20 protein-coding genes and 1 pseudogene are annotated in these 21,881 nt (G+C 64.1%); 9 read left to right on the plus strand and 12 right to left on the minus strand.

All coding sequences use genetic code 11. The annotated features are described in order from the left end of the window. Nucleotides 1-294: 294 nt before the first annotated feature. Nucleotides 295-1,236 (minus strand): AraC family transcriptional regulator, encoded by a 942-nt coding sequence (locus E0W60_RS28455; RefSeq protein ID WP_133098030.1) that lies wholly within the window; start codon nucleotides 1,234-1,236, stop codon nucleotides 295-297. A 130-nt stretch (nucleotides 1,237-1,366) separates the two neighbouring features. On the opposite strand from E0W60_RS28455, the gene E0W60_RS28460 reads away from it, so the two are divergent. From E0W60_RS28460 to E0W60_RS28485, 6 genes are all read left to right on the plus strand, one after another. Beyond that, entirely contained in the window at nucleotides 1,367-2,020 is a 654-nt protein-coding gene (locus E0W60_RS28460) for a cysteine hydrolase (protein ID WP_135706391.1), read from the plus strand. 114 nt (nucleotides 2,021-2,134) lie between these two features. Continuing rightward, nucleotides 2,135-2,695 (plus strand): cysteine hydrolase family protein, encoded by a 561-nt coding sequence (locus E0W60_RS28465; protein WP_135706392.1) that lies wholly within the window; start codon nucleotides 2,135-2,137, stop codon nucleotides 2,693-2,695. Nucleotides 2,696-2,890: 195 nt separating this feature from the next. Further along, complete coding sequence (locus E0W60_RS28470; protein ID WP_133098105.1) at nucleotides 2,891-3,715, plus strand: alpha/beta fold hydrolase; 825 nt, start codon at nucleotides 2,891-2,893, stop codon at nucleotides 3,713-3,715. Nucleotides 3,716-3,795: 80 nt separating this feature from the next. Further along, complete coding sequence (locus E0W60_RS28475; protein ID WP_135706393.1) at nucleotides 3,796-4,293, plus strand: hypothetical protein; 498 nt, start codon at nucleotides 3,796-3,798, stop codon at nucleotides 4,291-4,293. Between the two features lie 18 nt (nucleotides 4,294-4,311). Next, nucleotides 4,312-4,614 carry a hypothetical protein gene (locus tag E0W60_RS28480; RefSeq protein WP_135706394.1) on the plus strand — a complete coding sequence of 101 codons (303 nt, stop codon included), beginning with the start codon at nucleotides 4,312-4,314 and terminating at the stop codon, nucleotides 4,612-4,614. Between the two features lie 31 nt (nucleotides 4,615-4,645). Continuing rightward, nucleotides 4,646-5,581: an alpha/beta fold hydrolase gene (locus E0W60_RS28485; protein ID WP_135706395.1), complete on the plus strand. Its 936-nt coding sequence runs from the start codon at nucleotides 4,646-4,648 to the stop codon at nucleotides 5,579-5,581. A gap of 163 nt (nucleotides 5,582-5,744) precedes the next feature. Here the strand turns inward: E0W60_RS28485 and E0W60_RS28490 are convergent, their stop codons facing one another. Both E0W60_RS28490 and E0W60_RS28495 read right to left on the minus strand, forming a co-directional pair. After that, nucleotides 5,745-7,175 carry a catalase gene (locus E0W60_RS28490; protein WP_135706396.1) on the minus strand — a complete coding sequence of 477 codons (1,431 nt, stop codon included), beginning with the start codon at nucleotides 7,173-7,175 and terminating at the stop codon, nucleotides 5,745-5,747. A 135-nt stretch (nucleotides 7,176-7,310) separates the two neighbouring features. Beyond that, the gene (locus E0W60_RS28495) at nucleotides 7,311-8,141 is read right to left on the minus strand and encodes an alpha/beta fold hydrolase (RefSeq protein WP_135706397.1); all 831 of its coding nucleotides are present in this window, start codon (nucleotides 8,139-8,141) and stop codon (nucleotides 7,311-7,313) included. Nucleotides 8,142-8,671: 530 nt separating this feature from the next. On the opposite strand from E0W60_RS28495, the gene E0W60_RS28500 reads away from it, so the two are divergent. After that, entirely contained in the window at nucleotides 8,672-9,535 is an 864-nt protein-coding gene (locus E0W60_RS28500) for an isochorismatase family cysteine hydrolase (protein ID WP_135706398.1), read from the plus strand. Here the strand turns inward: E0W60_RS28500 and E0W60_RS38390 are convergent. The 3 genes and pseudogenes from E0W60_RS38390 to E0W60_RS28515 form a co-directional block, all read right to left on the minus strand. Continuing rightward, nucleotides 9,466-9,663 carry an integrase core domain-containing protein gene (locus E0W60_RS38390; RefSeq protein WP_135706399.1) on the minus strand — a complete coding sequence of 66 codons (198 nt, stop codon included), beginning with the start codon at nucleotides 9,661-9,663 and terminating at the stop codon, nucleotides 9,466-9,468. The two genes, E0W60_RS28500 and E0W60_RS38390, sit on opposite strands and share 70 nt — an antisense overlap. Nucleotides 9,664-9,763: 100 nt before the next feature. Continuing rightward, entirely contained in the window at nucleotides 9,764-10,762 is a 999-nt protein-coding gene (locus E0W60_RS28510; RefSeq protein WP_135707067.1) for a LysR family transcriptional regulator, read from the minus strand. Nucleotides 10,763-10,777: 15 nt separating this feature from the next. Then, nucleotides 10,778-11,536, minus strand: a pseudogene (locus tag E0W60_RS28515) (SDR family oxidoreductase); the annotation flags it as partial. 236 nt (nucleotides 11,537-11,772) lie between these two features. Here E0W60_RS28515 and E0W60_RS28520 point away from each other — a divergent pair. Next, nucleotides 11,773-13,320: a winged helix-turn-helix domain-containing protein gene (locus tag E0W60_RS28520; protein ID WP_135706400.1), complete on the plus strand. Its 1,548-nt coding sequence runs from the start codon at nucleotides 11,773-11,775 to the stop codon at nucleotides 13,318-13,320. A 288-nt stretch (nucleotides 13,321-13,608) separates the two neighbouring features. On the opposite strand, the gene E0W60_RS28525 is transcribed toward E0W60_RS28520, so the two are convergent. From E0W60_RS28525 to E0W60_RS28550, 6 genes are read right to left on the minus strand one after another with little or no spacing between them, the layout of a single operon-like run. Next, nucleotides 13,609-15,264, minus strand: coding sequence for an acyl-CoA synthetase (locus E0W60_RS28525; protein ID WP_135706401.1), 1,656 nt, complete (start codon nucleotides 15,262-15,264; stop codon nucleotides 13,609-13,611). 28 nt (nucleotides 15,265-15,292) lie between these two features. Next, nucleotides 15,293-16,435, minus strand: a complete 1,143-nt coding sequence (locus E0W60_RS28530) for an acyl-CoA dehydrogenase family protein (protein WP_135706402.1) — start codon at nucleotides 16,433-16,435, stop codon at nucleotides 15,293-15,295. A gap of 11 nt (nucleotides 16,436-16,446) precedes the next feature. Then, a complete protein-coding gene (locus E0W60_RS28535; RefSeq protein WP_135706403.1) occupies nucleotides 16,447-17,577 on the minus strand; it encodes an iron-containing alcohol dehydrogenase in 1,131 nt (376 codons plus the stop codon). 26 nt (nucleotides 17,578-17,603) lie between these two features. Next, nucleotides 17,604-19,172, minus strand: a complete 1,569-nt coding sequence (locus E0W60_RS28540; RefSeq protein WP_135706404.1) for an acyl CoA:acetate/3-ketoacid CoA transferase — start codon at nucleotides 19,170-19,172, stop codon at nucleotides 17,604-17,606. 37 nt (nucleotides 19,173-19,209) lie between these two features. Continuing rightward, the gene (locus E0W60_RS28545; protein WP_022538176.1) at nucleotides 19,210-19,650 is read right to left on the minus strand and encodes a MaoC family dehydratase; all 441 of its coding nucleotides are present in this window, start codon (nucleotides 19,648-19,650) and stop codon (nucleotides 19,210-19,212) included. A 27-nt stretch (nucleotides 19,651-19,677) separates the two neighbouring features. Beyond that, nucleotides 19,678-20,799, minus strand: coding sequence for a glycoside hydrolase family 88 protein (locus E0W60_RS28550; RefSeq protein WP_135706405.1), 1,122 nt, complete (start codon nucleotides 20,797-20,799; stop codon nucleotides 19,678-19,680). A 161-nt stretch (nucleotides 20,800-20,960) separates the two neighbouring features. Between E0W60_RS28550 and E0W60_RS28555 the strand changes: the two genes are divergently transcribed. After that, nucleotides 20,961-21,857 (plus strand): LysR family transcriptional regulator, encoded by an 897-nt coding sequence (locus tag E0W60_RS28555; protein ID WP_133098045.1) that lies wholly within the window; start codon nucleotides 20,961-20,963, stop codon nucleotides 21,855-21,857. Nucleotides 21,858-21,881: the final 24 nt, after the last annotated feature.

Genomic DNA, 21,881 nt, shown 5'->3' on the forward strand with positions numbered 1-21,881 from the left:
CCCTTCTGAGCCGTTCGACTCCTCCACAACTCGGTGGCGGCTATCCGAGTCCAACAGTCATCCGCTTCCACTGTCGCTTTGGCAGTTGATCGGCCGACGCGGGCGATCGCTTGTCGACGGCTGCTCCGCATAGCCAATCCAGAGCATGATAAAGAGATCGCCGTTGTCCAGGCCCACGGTCCGCTCTATGTCAGGTTCGCCATATACCACGGCGTATTGGAGACGTTTGCGCCTGCTATCTCGCATTGCAGTCGCCCGTCCGCTGGTGCCCCCAACCTATCCACATTCTCCCCCTCATCCACGCCGGCGCTGTCGAAGCGTCTGCGATGGGAGAACGCCAAAGTGGGCGCGATAGAGCGCGGCGAACCGGCCAAAGTCCCAGACGCCAAATCGTCCGCAGATCGCGGATACCGTATCGCCCGGCCTCGCATTGCAGAGGGCTGCGCGAATGGCATGCATGCGGTACAGCGCTAGGTAGCGATGCGGTCCCATGCCCAGGTATCGATGAAACACGTTGCGAACCGTGCGTTCGGATGCATCGGCAGCCGCGCAGAGGTCGTCCACAAGGACCGTCGTTTCCCCAACGCACTTGAGGTAGCCCAGCGCCCTGCTCAGGATCTGACGATGACGTGGCTTGAGCCGGAGATGGGTCGCGCCATCGTCGACCGTCAGCACGGCGCGAAACACGAGGTTGATCAGTTCGGCGCGAGCCGTGAGCGTGGCGGCCGGATGGCGCAATTGGTCAGGGTCGTCGCGCTCGACGCGCAAGATGCGCCGAATCGTTGCCAGCAGTTGCGGCACGCCGTTTCGACCGGTGCAGACCAGATTGTTGGAGAGCAGCGTGGCGTCAAACTCGTCGACGTGCGTGTGGACCCAGTGCAGGACCAATGGCGCCGATATCGCCACCGTCAGCCAGCTTGCCGCCCGCTCCGCAACGATGTGGAACATCTGGTCGGGCGCCATCCAGCCGACCGTGCGCTCGTCGAAGGCATGGCCATCGACAATGGTGCATTGTTGTGCACTCAACGGCACGAAGATATTGAAGTAGTCGGGCATGCCGATACCCGAATAGGCCGTGGAGGCGCCCTCCCGGCCCATCATGATCGCCACGCCATCGAGGTCGATCACCTTGAGCTGCCAGTCTCGCTGCGGCCGGGACCGCAAGACATACCTTCCCTGGACGCCGTAAAGCGCCGCCTCGAATTCGTCGAACTCCGGGCAGACCAGCTTCGTCAATGGATTGCTCCCTGGGCGGCCCTTCACGGCGGGTTGCCATGCAAGTCCAGGCGACATTTGCCGATTTTACGTAGCCGGGGACCAAGGTTTCAAGAAATGATTAGCAGCAAATGGATGCGAAGGGGAGACCATGACGGAATCAAGCCAACCGGGGACGTATCCCGCGGCGTCCACAGGATTGCTGCTTGTGGATCCCTACAACGATTTCCTCAGTGAGGGCGGCAAGCTCAACGGCCGGGCAAAGCCGGTAGCCGACCAGGTCGGTACACTGGCCAACCTGAAAAGGACGGTAACCATCGTACGCGCAAGGGGCATCCAGGTGTTCTATGTGCCACATCATCGCGCGAGGTCTGGTGACTTCTCCACGTGGAGGCATCCCAGCCCGTACCAGTTGGGCGCCAGCCGTGCGCAGGTTTTTGCCGCGGGAAGCTGGGGAGGCCAGTGGCATCCGGATTTCGAGCCGCTTCCCGGAGACATCATGATTCACGAACATTGGGGCGGCAGCGGCTTTGCCAACACCGACCTTGACTTGCAACTTAAGCAGCATGGTATCCAGAAGGTCATTCTGGTCGGGATGCTGGCCAATACCTGCATCGAGGCGACAGGACGCTTTGCGACGGAACTCGGCTATCACGTGACGCTGGTGCGCGATGCCACGGCAGCGTTCTCGGCGGAGGCCATGCATGCCGCGCATGAGATCAACGGACCAACGTTCGCCCACGCCATCGTCACGACCGCGGAGTTGTGTTCGGCGCTGGGTGACGCGGGCGGCGTGCCACGGTAAGCAATCCTGAGATCGCCGCTTGCGGGGGAGCGGTGATTTTCTCCCTAACCTACGGGCAGGTGCCACTTGCACCGATCGCCGGAGCGACAGAAGACGTTCATAGCGAGGAATACTATGTCCAGGCGCGCACTTATCGTCATCGATATTCAGAACGACTACTTCCCGGGTGGCCGGTGGACGCTCTCGCAAATGGATCGGGCGGCCGACAACGCGGCTGCACTGATCGCGGCGATGCGCGAAGCCGGCGAAACGGTGATCCATATCCGCCATGAATTTCCCACTTCCGATGCGCCGTTCTTTACGCCAGGCTCGGCTGGCGCCGAGATCCATGCCAAGGCCAGTCCAAAGGAAGGCGAGGCGATCGTCCTCAAGCATCACATCAATTCCTATCGGGATACGCATCTAAAGCAAATCCTGGACGAACGCGGCGTCAATGAAGTCGTCATCTGCGGCGCCATGAGTCATATGTGCGTGGATGCCGCGACACGTGCGTCGAATGACTTCGGCTACCAATGCACCGTCGTCCATGACGCATGCGCGTCGCGCGATCTGGAGTTCGAAGGCGTCGAGGTGCCCGCCGCGCAGGCCCACGCGGCGTTCATGGCCGCGCTCAGGTTTGCCTATGCTCGTGTCATCTCGACAAGGGAATGGCTGGATGAGCAGCACCCTCGATAGGGGACCGTACTGACCGGACGCAAGGGGAAGCGCAAAATGAACGACGAAAATGGGTCGGTGATGACAGCGACGCGCCGTGGCGTCCTGAAGGCCGTCGCGTCAGTGGCGGCATTGTTCACGATGTCTCGCGCGGCGGACGCCGCCACCAACGCGACCGCCCCGGCGAGCAGGGGCAAACAACAAGGAGGGAATGCCATGCAAACAGTCAGGACGAAGGATGGTGTCGACATCTTTTACAAGGACTGGGGCAGTGGCCAGCCCATCGTCTTTTCCCACGGATGGCCGCTGAGCGCGGACGACTGGGACGCGCAGATGATGTTTTTCCTGAACCATGGATTCCGTGTAATTGCGCATGACCGGCGTGGCCACGGCCGGTCCACGCAGATCGCCAGCGGCCACGACATGAATCACTATGCCGACGACCTGGCAATGCTGACTGCCCATCTGGACCTGAAAAACGCCATCCACATTGGCCACTCCACCGGCGGCGGTGAAGTCGTGCGCTATCTAGCGCGACACGGCGATAGCCGCGTGGCGAAGGCAGTCCTGATCGCCGCTGTGCCGCCATTGATGGTGAAGACGCAAGCCAATCCGGGCGGATTGCCAAAGGAAGTCTTCGACGGCTTCCAGGCGCAGGTTGCAAACAACCGGGCACAGTTCTACCGCGATATCCCTGCTGGTCCCTTCTATGGCTTCAACCGGCCGGGCATCAAGCCGGACGAAGGGGTGATTGGAAACTGGTGGCGCCAGGGCATGCAGGGTGGCGCCAAGGCGCACTACGACGGCATCGTCGCCTTTTCACAGACCGATTTCACGGAGGACCTGAAGAAGATCACTGTGCCGACGCTGGTAATGCATGGCGACGACGACCAGATTGTGCCCTATGCCGACTCCGCACCCCTTTCGGCAAAGCTGTTGCGCAATGGCATCCTGAAGACATACAAGGGATTCCCACATGGCATGCCTACCACGCATGCCGAGACGATTAACGCCGACCTGTTGGCTTTCGTTCGCTCCTGATTATTCCCCCCGCTCGCGCAGACGTGCTGCCGATACGGATCCTCCACGGCGTCTAAGCAGGCGAATCCCGGAGTGCCATCATGCTCAACCTCAGTCCGCTCGGAATACTCCACACCTCGATTGCCCTGGTGGCAGTGGCGTGTGGTCTGGTGGCGTTGTTTAAGCACGGCGAGATCGAGATGAGGACGCGATCCGGCCGGCTCTATATATGGCTGACGGCAGCGACGGCATTCACCGGGCTCTTTATTTTCCGCCATGGCGGATTCGGGCCGCCCCATGCACTGTCAATCCTGACGTTGGCAGTGCTCGCCATTGCCAGTGCCTGCGAGCGACATAGGGAAGCGGGCGTAGCACGCTACCTGGCCGTACTGGGCTACTCGCTTACGCTGTTCTTCCATCTGATCCCAGGATTGACGGAGACCGGCACGCGCATCCCGCTCGGCAATCCGGCCTTCAGCGGTCCGGAAGATCCGACACTGAAGGCGATGGTTGGCATCGGCTTCCTCGTCTATCTGACTGGCGCGACGGTCCAGGCGATGCGTATCCGCCGCGCCCACCGACAGACGGTCACCCCCTGAATCTCTGTTGCCCTTGTGATGAGCCAGCCAGAAGAAGGACAGCCGGGGCTATCTGCCCAACTGCCGCTGCTCGACGGCATTCTTGAACAGCATAGGGTGCAACTCGGCGCCGGCACCGAAGGCGACTTGGTCGATATGTTCCGGCAGGCCGACTGGGTAGACGTGACCGGCGGAGTCATCACCGCGTCGATTCCGAAAGGATTTCTGGCCGACGTATTCGCGCTGTTTCCCAACGCCGGTTTCCACCGCTGTCTTCTTCGACTGACATGCCGGCACGCCGTCCTGCACCCGCTCAAGCCACTCCCAATGATCCGGTGGTGAGATAGCCACCAACTTTCCAGGAGATGCAGTCATGAAGCGTTTGTTCGCCCAACGCATGCCGGCCTTCGGTGTTCTCCCCACTGCGGGCCACGCGGCTGCCGCCGATGCCGCGGTCTCCGCGGGGACCGCCCCGACCTCCTACGTGACGGTCGAGGGCGACAGCATTGCCTACCGCAAGATAGGGCAGGGACCGACGATCATTCTCGCCAACCGCTTACGCGGGACGCTCGATACATGGGATCCGTTGTTTCTTGACGGACTAGCGTCGCGGTACACCGTCGTCACCGTCGATTATCCCGGCATCGGTTACTCGACTGGCAAACTGCCCGACTCCATGGCATCGGCGTCGAAGTTCATCGATGAGTTCGCCAACGCAATCGAGGCCGATCGTTTCGTCATCCTCGGCTGGTCGTGGGGAGGACTTGTGGCTCAGACCTATCTTCTGGACCACGCGCAACGCGTTACTCAGGCGATCCTCATCGGAACCAACCCACCCGGACATAACGATATCCCACTGCAGCAGGTGTTTCTCGATCGTGCATTCAAGCCTGTGAACGATCTGGCGGATGAGGAGGTTTTGTTTTTCGAGCCCGCCTCCCAGGCAAGCCGTGCGCAGGCCAAGGCATCTCACGAACGCATCTACGCAAGGGCTGACGTTACCTCCAGGATACCCTCCAGGCCCGACGAGTTGGCGCCGTACTTTACGGCGGCAGAGGGCTTCCGCAAGGATGAGGAGCACCGGCGCGATCGCATGGGGCAGGTGAATGTGCCGATCCTGGTAATCGCAGGAGACCACGATACGAGCACCGCTGGGCAGAACTGGTTTCCTTTGATCGGGAAGATGCGACAAGCACAATTCATCTTCTTCTCCGAAGCGGGGCACGCACCACAGCACCAACACCCCGAACTTATTTCCGACTACATTCACGATTTTCTCGTTAGGACCTCTCGCGACGGCGAGAGATGAACTCTGCGCCGGGCGGCCTTCTTCCGCGACAGTCGTCGACCATGGCTGACGTGAGGTCAACTGTCAGTGTCAGGTCGGCCGTAGCGGCCGATCGGACGAAGCCGCTCGCGCGGTAGGAGGCTCAGTTCCAGTTTGAAGGGGTGTTGGAGGTTCCGGTCCCTGACTAGCGGTTCTTCAGCGCCTCGGCAACCCCTGCGCCATAGGCGCGATCGGCCATCGTGCAATTGCGGATATGCCGTTGCTGCACGTCCTCGCTCGCGCCGCCGAGCGCGCGCGCCGTGTTGTCGAAGAGCTGCAGCTTCTGCTCGGGCGACATCAGTCGGAACAGCGCCCCCGGCTGCGAGTAGTAGTCCTCGTCCGCGCGATGGTCCCAGTGCGCGGCTGCGCCCGAGAGCGGCAGTGGCGGCTCCGCCAGCCGCGGGCTGTCGGCCCACTCGCCGCGGCTGTTGGGCACGATGCCGGGCAGCCCGCCCTGGTTGCCGTCCACGCGCATCGCGCCGTCGCGGTGATAGCTGTGCACCGGGCAGCGCGGGGCGTTCACCGGAATCTGGTGCGCGTTCACGCCTAGCCGGTAGCGGACCGCATCGCCGTAGCTGAACAGCCGCCCCTGCAGCATCTTGTCCGGCGAGAAGCCAATGCCCGGCACGATGTTGGCGGGCGAGAACGCCGCCTGCTCCACATCGGCGAAGTAGTTGTCGGGGTTCCGGTTGAGCTCCAGCACACCCACCTCGATTAGCGGGTAGTCGCCGTGCGGCCAGACCTTGGTGAGGTCGAAGGGATTGAACGGGCAGACCTGCGCCTGCTGCTCGCTCATCACCTGGATGCACAACGTCCAGCGCGGGAAGTCGCCGCCGTCGATCGCCTCGAGCAGGTCGCGCTGCGCGCTCTCGCGGTCGTTGGCGACGATCGCGGCGGCCTGTGCGTCGGTGAGGTTACGGATGCCTTGCCGGCTGCGCAGGTGAAACTTGACCCAGCGCCGCTCGTTGTCCGCGTTGATGAGGCTGAACGTGTGGCTGCCGAAACCGTGCATGTGGCGATAGCCATCGGGCAGGCCGCGATCGCTCATCACGATGGTCACCTGGTGCAGCGCCTCGGGTAGCAGCGTCCAGAAGTCCCAGTTGTTCTGGGCGCTGCGCAGGTTGCTGCGCGGGTCGCGCTTGACTGCGTGGTTCAGGTCGGGAAATCGCAGTGGGTCGCGCAGGAAGAACACGGGCGTGTTGTTGCCCACCAGGTCCCAATTTCCTTCCTCGGTATAGAACTTCACCGCGAAGCCGCGGATGTCTCGCTCGGCATCCGCCGCGCCTCGCTCGCCGGCCACCGTGGAGAAGCGCACGAAGACGTCGGTCTTCTTGCCGACGCCGGAAAAGAGCCTGGCCTTCGAGTACGCCGTGATGTCGTGCGTCACCGTGAAGTGGCCGAAAGCGCCGGAGCCCTTGGCGTGCATGCGCCGCTCGGGGATCACCTCGCGGTCGAAGTGGGCGAGCTTCTCGAGCAGCCAGATGTCCTGCAGCAGCGCGGGGCCGCGCGCACCGGCGGTCTCGATGTTGAAGTTGTCGACAACGGGGGCGCCGTTGGCATGAGTCAGTTTGGTCATGGCAATTTGGGCAAAAAGAGGGATTCAGCGGAGCCACTTCTGGAGGGAGGACTGGACGTGCAGAGTGGGAGTCGCGTCGATGGCCCCCACTTAAAGGTGGACCGGCCATCGACGGTGCCGACTGATTCGACGCAATCAGGCCTTGATAAAAGCCAGCAGGTCCGCGTTGATGAGGTCCGCGTGCGTTGTTGGCATGCCGTGCGGGAAGCCCTTGTAGGTCTTCAACTTGCCGTTCTTCAGCAGCTTGACCGACAGCGGCGCGGAATCGGCGTAGGGGACGATCTGGTCGTCGTCGCCGTGCATCACCAGCACCGGCAGTCCGATCTTCTTCAGGTCGTCGGTGAAGTCGGTCTGGGAGAACGCGACGACGCCGTCGTAGTGCGCCTTGGCGCTGCCCATCATCCCTTGTCGCCACCAGTTCTGGATGATGCCTTCCTGCGGCTTCACGCCCGGCCGGTTGAAGCCGTAGAACGGCCCGGCGGGAATATCGCGGTAGAACTGCGCCCGGTTCGTGGCCGTCTGCACTTGCAGGCCGTCAAACACGTCCTTCGGCAGGCCGCCGGGATTCGACGCGGTCTTGACCATCAGCGGCGGCACGGCGTTAATGAGGCAGGCCTTCGCGGCCCGCTTCTCGCCGTGGCGAGCCAGATAGCGCACGACCTCGCCGCCGCCGGTGGAGTGGCCGATGTGGATCGCGCCCTTGAGGTCGAGATGGTTCACGACCGCGGCGAGGTCGTCGGCGTAGTGATCCATGTCGTGGCCGTTCCAGACTTGCGCCGAGCGGCCATGCCCGCGCCGATCGTGCGCGACGACGCGATAGCCCTTGGAGAGGAAGAACATCATCTGCGCGTCCCAATCGTCGGAGCTCAGAGGCCATCCGTGCGAGAAGACGATCGGGGTGCCATTGGGGGGACCCAAATCCTTGTAGAAGATCTGGACCCCGTCTTTGGTGGTGACATAGCTCATGGGTGGATTTCCTTCCGGAGTTTCAGCGCCGTTCGGCGCAGTAGGAGCAGCGGACGCTGCGAATGGCAAAGCCGCTGCTGCTGCAGTGCCTGCCCCAAGGACCAACAACTGACGGCGCGTGACTCGAGCGAAGCCAGGCCGTGTTGGCGCGGGATCAATTTTCATGGGTATAGATCTGAGTGGAGACGCGATCAGTCTAGCCATGGTCTCCTCGCCATGCGATATGCATCACGGGCAATTCGATGTTGCCGGATCTTCACCAATGTCGCGGCAACGCATCCGGCGCGTGCCGCTGGGTCGTTCACCGAGCTTAGCCATCCGCGCGACAGGATCTTCAAATGCGCCGGCTCATTCTTGACGGACTCTGGCTGAGCGCGATTGGTACTTCGCGATCAACAGATTTGTCCATACCCAGCCCCTAGTGCAGGCGGGCATTTGCTTCTAGATTTCAACGCATCACGTCAGCATCGATGCATCGGATCGAGACCCTCGCGGCGTGTTCGTTGTCCACCCCAGTCCGAGGAACCAACATGACCCAACGCAGTAACTACCAACAGCAGTCGTCGGAGCCTTTCAAGAACCGTGACCACCGATGCGTTGCTCGCGCCACGCTTCGGTTGACGGCCGCGCTTGCGATGGCCGTTGCAAGCATCGCAACCGCCACGGCACATCCACATCCGGTACAACCGGCGCAGTACACCGACCCGACCGAGCGCGCCATGCCCGTTCCCACGATGACACTCGATCTGGAACGCACCGCCCTGGTTGTGATCGATCCCCAGATCGACTTCATGAGCCCGAAGGGCGCCGCCTGGTCCGCTGTGGGTGAAGCCGTCACCGAGCAACGGCTCGTGCCGAACCTGCTGCGCCTGTTCGAGTCCTCGAAGAGGGCGGGCATCGTCGTCGCGATCTCGCCTCACTACTACTACCCGCACGACCACCAATGGAAGTTCCAGGCCCCCGCCGAGCTCTTCCAGCACAAGATCAAGATCTTCGACAGGCCCAGCGCACTGAGCCTGGATGGGTTCCGCGGCTCGGGCGCGGACTTCATGCCCGAGTTCAAGCGCTACATCGAGGACGGCAAGACGATCGTCGCTTCGCCCCACAAGCTCTACAGCCCGCAGACCAACGATCTCGCGTTCCAGCTTCGCAAGCAGGGGGTCACCAAGATCGTCCTCGCCGGGATGCTGGCCAACCTGTGCGTGGAGTCCCACTTGCGTGAGTTTGCGGAGCAGGGCTTCGAGGTGGCCATCGTGCGTGATGCGGTCGCCGCCCCGAAGCTGCCTGAGGGCGACGGCAATCTCAGCGCACTGATCAATTTCCGCTACATCGCCAACGCGCTGTGGACGACCGACGAGGTCGTCGCCCGGCTCGCGAAGCCCACCGCGCGGTGACCTGTGATTGCCTCGCCCTCGCATCGGCGGGCGAATCCGGTGGGGGTGGCCCAGTCCGGCGCAGAGTGGGGTCGACTCTCGTTGTGGTGGGTCCGCCAGGCAGAGATCTTGGCCCTGGCGTCGTCCACTCCTGGCGCAGCCGCTCATTGAAGCTCTTCGCGCGCGTTGTCAGTCGTCTTGCCAAGGCTATTGATCCCGCAGGGGCACCAATGGTGCCAAGGCGACCTGTCAATCCTCAGGCGGTAGTGAGAAAGCACCCGCGCATTGAAGGTCCAGCGCCCGGATCGCTGCCGTCATGTGGTCGACGAACACGCGGATACGCGACGGCAGGTGCTGACGGCTCAGGTAGCAGATGTAGTGGCCCTGGTCATCGGGTGCGTACTGTGGCATGGAGTGAAGCAGTTTCCCCTCGCGCAGCAGATCGCAGATCAGGTACCCGCCCAACTGAGCGATGCCTTTGCCTTGGAGGACGGCCTCCAGTACGAGCCCGTCATCGTTGAACATGATGCGCGATGGCGGCGTCAGCTTTCGCAATCCCCCCTCCACCTTGAACTCCCATTCGTAGACGCGGCCCGACGGCAGACGGACGTTGATGCAGTCGTGCAGCATCAACGCGTCCGGCGACTCGGGCATACCGCGCCTTACCGCATACGCGGGCGAGGCGCACACCAAAGTCTGCATCGGGACGATCCGTTTCGCGACGATCCGGGAGTCGGCCAGGCGTCCGTTGAGAAACGAGACGTCGATGCGGTCCGACGTGAAGTCGCTCGCGACGCAGCCCAGGTGCAGCTCGATCTCGATGTCGGGGTACTTTTCCTGGAAGGCCCACAGCAGCGGCGCAACCACCTTGCGGCCGAAACCCACGGAAGCGGAGACCCGCAGGCGTCCTCGCGGCGGACCGTCGCGCAGATCGCGCAGGTCCTCCATCGCCTCCGTGATGAGAGCGACGCTGGGCTGGCAGCGGGCATGAAGGATCTCGCCTTCGCGCGTGAGCGAAATGCTGCGCGTCGTCCGACTCAGCAGACGCAAGCCGACCTGCGCCTCCAGCTTCTGGATGCAGCGGCTGACCGCGGAACGAGTGATCCCGAGCCGGTCAGCGGCCTTGGAAAAGCCGCCTTCGGCCACGACGGTGATGAAGGCGACGACTCCGGGATAGCTCGTCGCGAAGCTCGATGCAAGCGCCTCCGAGTTGTCCGCACCGGCAGTCGCCAGAAGAGGGGACTGCATGGCGAAGCAGGACTTAGCCTGGTAGCGACCGAGCCAGTCCTCGAACCGGATCGCGCCGATGCGGGGGTTCTCCCCGGGTGTGAGCGTCCGATCGGAGAGGAGGCCACCAAAGTAGCGCGCGTGGACGTCCGGAACGACCTTGCGCGTATCCTGCGTCGCCCGCAGGAAGCGCCTGACCAGTTCGTCCAGCGGCATCGCCTCCGGACCGGCGACTTCGACCGTGCCGTTGACTGGCGGCGCGACTGCAACCTCGGCGAGCGCCGCTGCCACGTCCGCTGAGGCGATCGGTTGGATCAGCGCCGGCGACAAGCGAATCTCCTTGCCTAAGGTGTCCAACGGGGCAGCCGACTGGGCAATGTCGCCGACAAACTCGTAGAACTGAGTCGCACGCACGATGGTGTAGGGAATGCCGGACGCCTTGATGAGGCTCTCCTGCGCGACCTTCGCCCGGAAATAGCCGCAGTCGGGAAGCCGTTCGCTACCAACGATCGACAGGGCCACATGGTGGCGTACGCCGGCGGCAGCGCCCGCAGCCAGCAGGTTGCGGCCCGATCGCTCGAGAAACTCGAGGGCCGTCTCGTCTTCCCATACTGGCGCATTCGCCACATCGACGACGACCTCGGCGCCGTCGAGCGCTTTGGCCAAACCCTCGCGGGTGATGGTGTTGACGCCGGTGTCAGGGGCGGGTGCGAGCACGTCATGGCCACGCTTGCGAAGGTCCTCCACAAGCTTCGTTACGATGAGGCCGGTGCACCCGATGACGACAATCTTCATGTTTTTCTCTCCGTTTCTCGACCGCAAGCCGTTGCCGTCGATGTGCGTGGAGATTGCCCGCGCGCTCCGGAGAGGTCCTTGCCTTCACCTTGAATTTCTCTGCAGGAGAGCTTGGTTCTTCGTCCAAGGGTTGCCCGATCGGGATGAGATGCTCTCACCACGGGTTGCAGTATCATCCATGGACGGAATTCGCCAGTTGCCCCCACCTGGGAGGCGAATCGGCCAGGGGATGTCAAGTGCAGTTCGTGTTTGGAGACTACGTGATCGACCCGGAACGCCGGGAGCTTTCGCATCGCGCGAAAGTCGTACCTGTCGGGCCGCAGGTCTTCGATCTGCTGCTGCATCTCGTCAGGAACCGCGACCGTGTCGTCAGCAAGGACGACCTGCTGCAGGCGGTATGGCGCGGCCGAATCGTCTCGGAATCGACGATCACCAGTCACATCAATGCGGTTCGCAAGGCCATTGGCGACACCGGCGGGGAACAGCGCTTGGTCAGGACTGTCGCCCGCAAAGGTTTCCGCTTCGTCGGCGAGATCGGCGAACACATCTCCAGAGAATCGAGGGAGCCGCCGTCCGCGCTCCTCCTTCCGGGTAAACCTTCCATTACTGTATTGCCCTTCCAGAACCTGAGCGGCGATCCCGAGCAGGAGTATTTCGCCGACGGCGTGGTGGAGGACATCATCGCTGCGTTGTCGCGCATACGCTGGCTGTTCGTCATCGCGAGCGACTCAAGCTTCACCTACAAGGGCCGCGCAGTCGAGGTGAAGGACGTTGGTCGCGAGCTTGGCGTGCGCTACGTGCTGGAAGGCAGCATGCGCAAGACCGGCAACAAGGTGCGCATCACAGGGCAGCTCATCGATGCCAGGACCGGGACACATCTCTGGGCGGAGCGCTTCGAAGGCACGCTGGACGACATCTTCGAACTGCAGGACCAGGTTGCGGAAAGCGTGGTCGGCGCCATCGCGCCGCAGCTCGAGCGGGCGGAGATCGAGCGTGCCAAGCGCAAGCCGACGGAGAACCTGTGCGCCTACGACTATTACCTTCGCGGCACCGCGCAGGTGCACAGCGGAACGCGCGAATCAATCGAGGCGGCGCTGCCCTTGTTCTACAAGGCCACCGAGCTCGATCCGGATTTCGCATCGGCCTATGGCATGGCGGCCTGGTGTTATATCTGGCGCAAGATGAATGGCTGGATGACCGATCAGCCCCGGGAGATTGCCGAGGGCACTCGCCTGGCCCGACTGGCGGTGGAGCTCGGCCGGGACGATGCTGTGGCGCTCACGAGAGGAGCTCATGCACTTGGGCATCTGACCGGCGACCTCGACGGCGGTATCGCGCTGTTCGACAGAGCTTTGCTGCTTAATCCGAACCACGCACCTGCATGGTCCCTGTGTGGGTGCCTGCACGCTTGTCGCGGTGAAACAGACGCTGCGATTAAGTATTTGGCGCGTGCCGTTCGCTTGAGTCCATTGGATCCGGAAATGTTCAGGATGCAGGCTGGGATGGCGCTGGCGCATTTCTTCGCGGGACGCTTCGACGCCGCTTCGGATTGGGCCGAAAGGGCCAAATGCAATCTACCGAGTTTCCTTGCCCCGGCCGGCATTCTGGCGGCGAGTCATGCGCTCGCTGGCCGCATGGACAAAGCGAAGGAGGCGATGCAGCGCCTGCGCACGCTCGATCCGTCACTCCGCGTCTCCAATCTCAAGGACTGGCTTCCGATCCGTCGCCCAGAAGACCTGACCCAGTTTGCGGAGGGGCTGCGGCTGGCCGGATTGCCCGAATGACTACGGCACGATTGCTCCTCGCCGATGGCGCGTACCGGGCCGAGCAGAGCCCTCGACAAGGAGCGTGCCGCAAGTCTGAACGATATACCGACCGTGCCTGCCGTGCTGTAGTACCGCGCCAGTCACGCATCTCGCGCAAGATGTCGCCAAGGCGGTCGATCAACCGGTCTTCGCTCCCAATGCGATGCCGGACAGGAGTCTTCTGCTCCGCCACGACCGGGCGCTCTCGGATATCCCGAATGTGGAGAGCAGGCTCGGCCGGCCACCGAAACACATTCACGGGGCACGTCACGCCGGTACGTGGCCGGGCCAGGGAGCGCCGGAGCTTGCTCGTTGCCTGAGGAGGAACTTCTGGATCTTGCCGGTCGACGTCCTGGGAAGGTGGCCGATGACTACTTTCTTCGGCGCCTTGAAGTGTGCCAAATGGGCGCGGCAATGTTCGATCAGTTCGCGCTCGCCAACCCTGGCGCCATCGACGACTTCGACAAATGCGCATGGCGTCTCCCCCCAACGCTCGTCGGGCTGGGCGACGACGGCTGCCACGCGCACCGCAGGGTGCCGGTAGAGCACCTCTTCAACCTCCAGTGAGTTGATATTCTCTCCGCCCGAAATGATGACGTCCTTGGAACGGTCCCGGATCTGTACATAGCCATCCGGGCAGACGACTGCGAGGTCACCCGAGTGGAACCAGCCGCCGGCAAAGGCTTCCGCCGTGGCCTCGGGGTTCTTCAGGTAGCCCTTCATCGTCATGTTGCCGCGGAACATGACTTCGCCGATGGTCTTCCCGTCCCACGGCACCGGCACAAGGGTTTCGGGATGCAGCACGGCCATGCCTTCCTGTGCGGTGTAGCGGACGCCTTGCCGTCCTTTTCGTTCCGCCAGCGCACCGATGCCGAGTTCCTCCCATTCGGGCTGCTCCACGCAAACCGCCGCGGGGCCGTAGACCTCGGTCAGCCCGTAGATCTGGGTGATCCTGATCCCCATGCGCATCAGGCCTTCGATCACCGGGATCGGCGGGGGGGCGCCGCCGATGAGTCCGTGGACCGGATGGTCGATGCCCGCCTTCCACGCTTCGGGTGCGTGGGCAAGCATCGCATGCACGATCGGCGCCCCGCAGTAATGCGTGACCTGGCACGCGCGAATCGCATCGAGCACGGCGGCAGCCTCCACCCGCCGCAGGCAGACGCTGGTACCGGCGTTGGCAGCCAGCGTCCAGGCGAAGCACCAGCCATTGCAGTGGAACAGCGGCAGCGTCCACAGGAAAACGGCGTGCCGGGGCATGCCCCAGTCGAGCATGTTCGACAGCGCAGCCAGATAGGCGCCGCGATGGTGGTAGACCACGCCCTTTGGGTTGCCTGTGGTGCCGGAGGTATAGTTGAGGGCGATGGCCTGCCATTCATCGGCAGGCTCGCCGCCCTCCCAGTGCGGATCGCCCCCGGCCAGGAAGCCCTCGTATTCGATCTCCGCCAGCCTGCGGCCCCCTTCGACGGCGGGATCGATGATGTCAATCACCAGCGGCTTGTCGTCGAGCAGCGTCAGTGCGGCTTCGACTACGTCAGCGTACTCCGTGTCGGTGACCAGCACCTTTGCATCCGCGTGCCTGAGCATGAAGGCGATGGCGGCCGCGTCCAGGCGCACGTTTAACGTGTTCAGCATGGCGCCACTCATGGGCACGCCGAAATGCATCTCCAGCATCTCTGGCGTGTTGGCGGCCATCACGGCTACCGTATCGCCAGTCCTGACGCCGGCGGCCACCAGCGCCGACGCGAGGCGGCGGCTGCGCTCCAGCATTGCCCGCCAGCTCGTGCGGCGCTCGCCGTAGACGATGGCTGTACGCTCAGGGTAGACCTCGGCCGTCCTGCGCAGGAAGGAGATCGGCGTCAGGGGCACGAAGTTGACCGGGCTGCGCTCCAGCCCATCCGCGCTGTGTTCGACGTGTTCCATGGATTGCCTCACTGGCTGCAGCCGTGCGTCAGCGCATTACGTCGCGGGAGATGATCATCCGCTGGATCTCGGAGGTCCCCTCAACGATCTCGAGCACCTTGGCATCCCCGAACGCGCGCGATACCGCGTACTCCGTCATGATCCCGTTGCCGCCGTGGATCTGCACGGCCTGGTGGGCCGCCTCCATGGCCTTCTCGGTTGCGAAGAGCTTTGCCATCGAGGCCTGCCGATCGTAGGGCCGGCCCTCGTCCTTGGCCACCGCGGCGTCGTAGAGCATCAGGCGGGCAGCGTGCGCGTGGGTCGCCATGTCGGCCAGCTTGAACTGCAGCGACTGGAACTGGTCGAGCGTCTTGCCGAACGCTGTGCGCTCGCTCATGTAGCGGACAGAACGTTCCAGCGAGCCCTGCAGGATGCCCAGGCCCAGCGTTCCGATCAGGATGCGGCCGGTGCTCACCTGTGACAGGGTCTGCCGGAGGCCGGCCCCGACCTCGCCGAGCAGGTGCCCGGCAGGAATGGCGCAGTCCTCGAAGAACAGCTCGAATGTGGTCGATCCGCGCCAGCCGATCTTGTGCAGCTTCTTGCCATGGCTGAAGCCGGGCGTACCGTTCGGCACGATGAAGTTCGAAATCTCCTTGCGGCCGTCGGGCCGGGTTCCCGTCACCGCCGCAATGACGATCGGGCCGGTGATCTCGGAACCCGAGTTGCTGATGAAGGTCTTGGCGCCATTGATAACCCAGCAGCCATCCTTCAGCACGGCGCGGGTCTGGATATTGGCGGCATCGGAGCCGGCGTTCGGCTCTGTCAGGCCGATGCAGCCGACCTGCGTGCCCGCCAGGATCGGCCGCAGGAAGCGCGCCTTCTGGCCGTCGGTGCCGTAGTTGTTAAGCAGGCTGGCCGCCGTGGAGTTGGCCATGATGGCTACCGCCACGGCGCAATCGACGCGGGCGATCTCTTCCAGCGCAATGGCGAAGCCAAGCCAGTCGCCGCCGCTGCCTCCCCAGGCTTCGGGGTACGGCAGCCCGATATAGCCCAGTTCGCCGGCCCGGCGCCAGATCTCGTAGGGAAAACTCTCCTCCTCCCACAACCGGTGGGCGACCGGTGCGATCTCTTCCTCGGCGAAACGGCGCACCGCCTGCCGGATAATCTCGTGGTGTTCTGCGATGTATGACATCGTCTTTCTCCTCAATACGATTCCTGCAGCATCGCCAGGTAGTCGTCGACCGTGGCAGTGCGGGGATTGGTGGCGTGGCAGTGGTCCTTCGTGGCGGCGACCGCGATGTCCTCCAACACGTCACGCGGCACGCCCATGGCGCCGAGACCAGCCGGCAAGCCGAGACGGGCGTTGAGTTCGCTGATGGCCTGAGCCGGGTCCCCGCCGGCGGGCAGGCCCATGGCCTGGACAAGTGCGGCCTGCTTGGCTTCGGTCGCCGGCTTGTTGAAGCGCAGCACGGCCGGCAGCAGCACGGCATTCAGCGTGCCGTGGTGCAACGAGACGCCGGGCACCGCGCCCAGCGGGTGCGACAGTGCATGCACCGCGCCCAGCCCCTTCTGGAAGGCCAGCGCGCCTTCCATGGCGGCCATCATCATGTTCCAGCGCGCGTCGCGGTCGCAGCCGTCGGCGGTGGCCTTGCCGATATTGGCTATGCCGCGGCGCAGGCCGTCCAGGGCGATCGCTTCGGCTGGCGGGTTGATGGCCGGCGACAGGAAGGTCTCGATGCAGTGGGCGATGGCGTCCATGCCGGTCGCGGCGGTCAGGGCCGGTGGCAGGCCCAGCGTCAGTTCCGGGTCGCAGATGGCGAGCTTCGGCAGCAGGAACGGACTAAGGAGGCCGAGCTTGCGGCCGGACTCCATGACGATGACCGCGCCCCGGCCCACTTCGCTGCCGGTACCCGCAGTTGTCGGGATGGCCACCAGCGGGGCGACCCGGCTAGTGATCCGGCTCGCGCCGCCCTCCACCGCCGCGTAGGTCTGCAGCGGTGCCGGGTGGGTCGCCAGCAGCGCGGTGGCCTTGCCCAGGTCCATGGGCGATCCGCCGCCCACGGCCACGATGCCGTCGCAGCCGTTGCCCAGGTAAAGGCCGGTCGCGGCGGACACGGCGGCTTCCGTCGGGTTGGGAGGGGTGTCCTCGAAGAAGGTGGGAGTGCAATCCGGGCCCAGGGCGTCGAGCACCTTGTCGGCGATACCGGCGGCGCGGATGCCGCGATCGGTGACGATCAGCGGTCGCTGGATGCCCAGGCGCTGCAGCTCGGCCCCCAGCATCCGGATGGCGCCGAAGTCGATGTGGACGGTAGTCAGGTAGTTGATGACAGCCATGTTTTCCTCGTAGATAGGTCGATGCGTCAGGCGCGGAATAGCGTCGGGTCCATGCGCGGAAGCGGCTCCGCCACGCGCACCGGAGGGAAGGCCATCAGGTCTAGTACCTGGGACCTGACGTCTACACCGGGCGCAACCTCCTCCAGCACCAGTCCGTCTGCCGCCACTGAGAAAACTGCGCGCTCGGTGATGACTTTGGCCTCCTGGCCGCGCTCGGTCACGTTGCGCCCCAGTGGATAGGTGATCTCGTCCACGCGCTCGACGAACTTGCGCACGCTCCCCTCACGCCCGACCGACAGGAAGCCGGCGGTAGTGTCGGCGACGAGGCCACCGGTGGAGAAAGTGCCGGTGAACAGCAGCTTGCGCGCGTTGTAGGCGATGTCGATGAAGCCGCCCGGCCCCGGATTGGCCGCGCCGAAGCGGCTCACGTTGATGTTCCCGGCCCGGTCGAACTGGGCAAATGCCAGTGCCGCCATCGGGCAGTTGCCGCCGTCGATGAAGTCGAACTGCGACGGGCCGTCGATCAAGGCCTCCGGATACTTGTTGGCGGAGAATTGCCAGCCGCTCATCACGACGCCGCCGAAGGGGCCGTGCTCGGTGGTAAAGCTGTAGCGACGCAGGCCGCCGTCGGCGAACAGGCCATCTTCCATCATCACCGTGGGCACGTCGGACGAAGCACCGAAGCCAAAGATGCTGACCTCGCCGGGCCTGACCTCCCGGGCCGCCCGCCGGGCGATCACCTTGTCGGCGCCGGGCGGCAGGCGGTCCGAGGCGCGGCCGTCGAAAAGCTGGCCGCCGAGATAGGCATCGTCGTACCGGATGTCGGTGGTCATCATGGCGTCGGGTTCCACCACGACGCGATCCACCAGCACGCCGGGAATCCGCACCGCGTGCGCCGGCCGGGCGTGGCGCGGCACCAGCTTGCGCACCTGTGCGATCACGGTGCCGCCTGACGCCTTCACCGCCAGCGCCATGGCCAGCGCGCACGACGTGATCGGCTCGTCCTCGAAGCTCAGGTTGCCGTCCTCGTCGGCACTGGTGGCACGCAGGAACCCCACGTCGAGCGGCCAGCTCGGATAGAACAGGTATTCCTTCCCGTCCAGCTCCTGCACCCGCACCAGGTCGTCGGTGGCGCGCGCCGTATACTTGCCGCCCTGCTGGCGCGGGTCGATGTAGGAGCCGAGGCCGATGCGGGTCAGGTAGCCTGGGCTGCGCCGGGCGACTTCGCGCAGCCAGTGCATGGTGGCGCCGATCGGCCAGCAATAGGCTTCCACCCGATTCTCGCGGATCAGGCGCATGAACTCCGGGCGCTTGCCGGTGGCCGGATTCACCGCGTTGGTAAAGTTGCCCGACACAATCCGCTTCATCAGCCCTTCGACTGCTACGTGATCCATGCCGCGGATGCCAATGCCGTCGCCGACACTGACCGGGAAGAAGAACGTCAGGTCACGAGGCGACCCAGTCTCGTGGAAGCGTTGCGCCAGCGCCTGGAACAACGCGTCCGGCGTCAGCCAGCCGATCACGCCGACGCTGCCCACGCTCTGACCGGGCCGGATATCCGAAACGGCCTGCGCCGCAGTACAGATCTTGCTCATGCGATCTCTCACCTTTCTCGCCGCTCGCAACCCGGGCTCAGGCCTGGAAATGGATGATGTGGGTACCGACGCAGACCGTCTCGCCCCGCTGGTTGAGTAGCGTCGCCTCGGCCCACAGGCGCTTCTTCTCGTCGTCGGCGCGGGCAATGCGGTAGTTCACGGTGAGGGTGTCTCCGATGCGAACGGGCTTGGTGAAGCGCACGTTGTCGTAGCCGTAGGAGACCGCCGGGCGCTGGATCATGTCGAGATACTTGGTCACGGCGCCGGCGATGAAACCGACCATCATGGCGCCCTGCGCGATGCGGCCGCCGAAGCCCATGCGCTTGCAGTATTCGTCGTCCATGTGGTTGGGGTGGTTGTCACCGCTGATGCCGGCGAAGGCATAGATGTCGTACTCGCCGAGGGTGCGGGTGTAGCTGGTGTGCGTGCCAATAAGGGTGGATACGTTGCCTTCGTGCGGGATCTTGATGTCGGACATGTGGGTTCTCCGGAAGTGGATTGGGGTTCAGACCTGGGTGGCGTCGATCCTGCTCGCGAGGATGAGCAGGGATTCGAGGAGAAAGTAGTCGCCCCAAACCAGTTCGTTGTCTACGGCGACGTTATTGCGCTTGTTGAAGCAGCCGCCGGTGAGGATGCCAGGCTGCCGTTCATCGCCTGGACCGATTGGGGTCAGGAAGCGGGTCACGACTTGCTCGATGCTGTTGACGGCAGCCTGGCGGTAGACCGCCGCGCGCTCCGGGACAAGCGCGGCCAGTTTGAGCAGGCTGGCGGCGGCGATGGCGGTGGCCGAGGTGTCGCGGTTAGTGTGCGGGATGGCGGGATCGTCGAAATCCCAGAAGGCCACGCGGTCGGCGGGCAGGTGCGCGACCCACCAATCTGCCACGCGGATCGCGTCGGATTTGAACGCCTGCTCGCCGCACGACAGCGCCTGTGCGAGGCCAAGCATGCCCCACGCCTGGGCGCGGGCCCACGTGCTGCTGTCATGGATGCCCTTGTGCGTGTAGCGCTTCACGAGCGAGCCATCGGCAGCGTTGAATGTGGCGGACTGGCAAACCGAGCCATCCTCCCGCACGCACAGGGCAATGTGCTGGCGCAGGTGCTGGCGGCCGATCTCGCCCGTACCTAGAGCGGCGTCGTGCCGCAGCAGCAGCGCCACGGTGCCCGGAATCGCATCGATGTTGACCTCGCTCGTCCCCACGCTGGAGGCCTCCTCGGCCTCGGTGCCGAGCGGGATCAGGCGGGCCGCTTCGCTGTACATTTCCGCCAGGCCACGGGTGCCGTCGAGGGCGAGCCCCGCGGCCTGCGGATCGGCCAGCAGCGAGCCGCCGAGTTGCGCGCCGTACCAGAAGAGGAATCCTTTGAACACCGACTTCGACGCCACCCGCGGCGCCAGCCGTGCGGACCACATGCGGGCGCTGTCGCGGTACTTCTGCTCGCCAGTGCGCAAGGCAGCCAGCCACAGCATCCCGACCCAGAAGCCGCCGGTCCAGTCGCCGGCCGGGGAGCGTGTCCAGGTGCCGTCGGCCGGATTGCCATAGTGCGGGAAGCCCGCCTCGTCCTGCGCGATCGTCGCATCGATGCGTTGCAGGATGCGATCGAGCGCATCATCGATCAGTCTGGAATCCATAGTTTTGTCTCCATGCATACATTGGCTTGTCCGGTCTTCGCTGCCAGCCTTGCGGACCTCGGCGTGGAGCGCGGAGCGGGGTATGCATGGAATCGTAGGGATTGCGCAAACTAGCGTCCAATATATAATTAATCGCTCTTTTATACTTACAGGATATAGCGATGGATCTTCGCCACCTCCGGTACTTCATCGCCGTCGCCGAGGAACTCAACTTCACGCGGGCGGCCGAGCGCCTGCACATCGCCCAGCCGCCGCTGAGCCTGCAGATCCGCCAACTCGAGGAGGAGATGGATGTGACACTGCTGAACCGCTCGCGTCGGCACGTGGAGCTGACCGAGGCGGGTCGCATTTTCCTGGAGCAGGCGCGGCAGATCCTGCGCGCTACCGAGAGTGCGGTCATCCAGACGCAGCGCGCGCATCGCGGTGAGACTGGCCGGCTGACGGTCGGCTTCTTCGAGCACACGTCCTATACGCTGCTGCCGCCCATCCTGCGCGCCTACCGGGAGCGTTTTCCCTCCGTGGAAATCCTGCTGCGCTGGTTTCCGGTCGTTGAACAGGCAGAAGCGCTGCGGCGGGGTGACGCGGATATCTCCTTCATGCGGCCCGTGCCCGACCTCGAGGACGTGACGTGGGAAACCATCCTCGAAGAGCCGTTCGTGCTGGCTGTGCCGGCAAGGCACCCATTCGCGAACGCGGAGTCAATCTCGCTGAAGGATTGCGCGCAGGAGCCCTTCATCATGTACATGCCCGAGGCGGCGCCGGACTTCCACGCCATGAACATGCGCATGTGCGCGTCGGCGGGTTTCGTGCCGAAGGTCGTGTCTGAAGTGGGGCAGGTCTACACGCTGGTCGGGTTGGTCAGCTCCGGTGCGGGCATTGGCTTCGTGCCGGCATCGGTCCGGCAGATGAAGTTCGACCACGTCGTCTACAAGCCGATCAAAGGCCGGCAACCAACAGTCGAGATCATGCTCGGCTATAGCCAGCGCACCCCAACGCCGCTGATGACGGCTTTCATCGAGACGGCGAAAAGCATGCTCCCCGGGCCTCGCCCGCTGTAACGTTGGCGAGGCCCGGAGAATGGC

The organism is Cupriavidus oxalaticus (assembly GCF_004768545.1).
Taxonomy (GTDB): Bacteria; Pseudomonadota; Gammaproteobacteria; order Burkholderiales; family Burkholderiaceae; genus Cupriavidus; species Cupriavidus oxalaticus_A.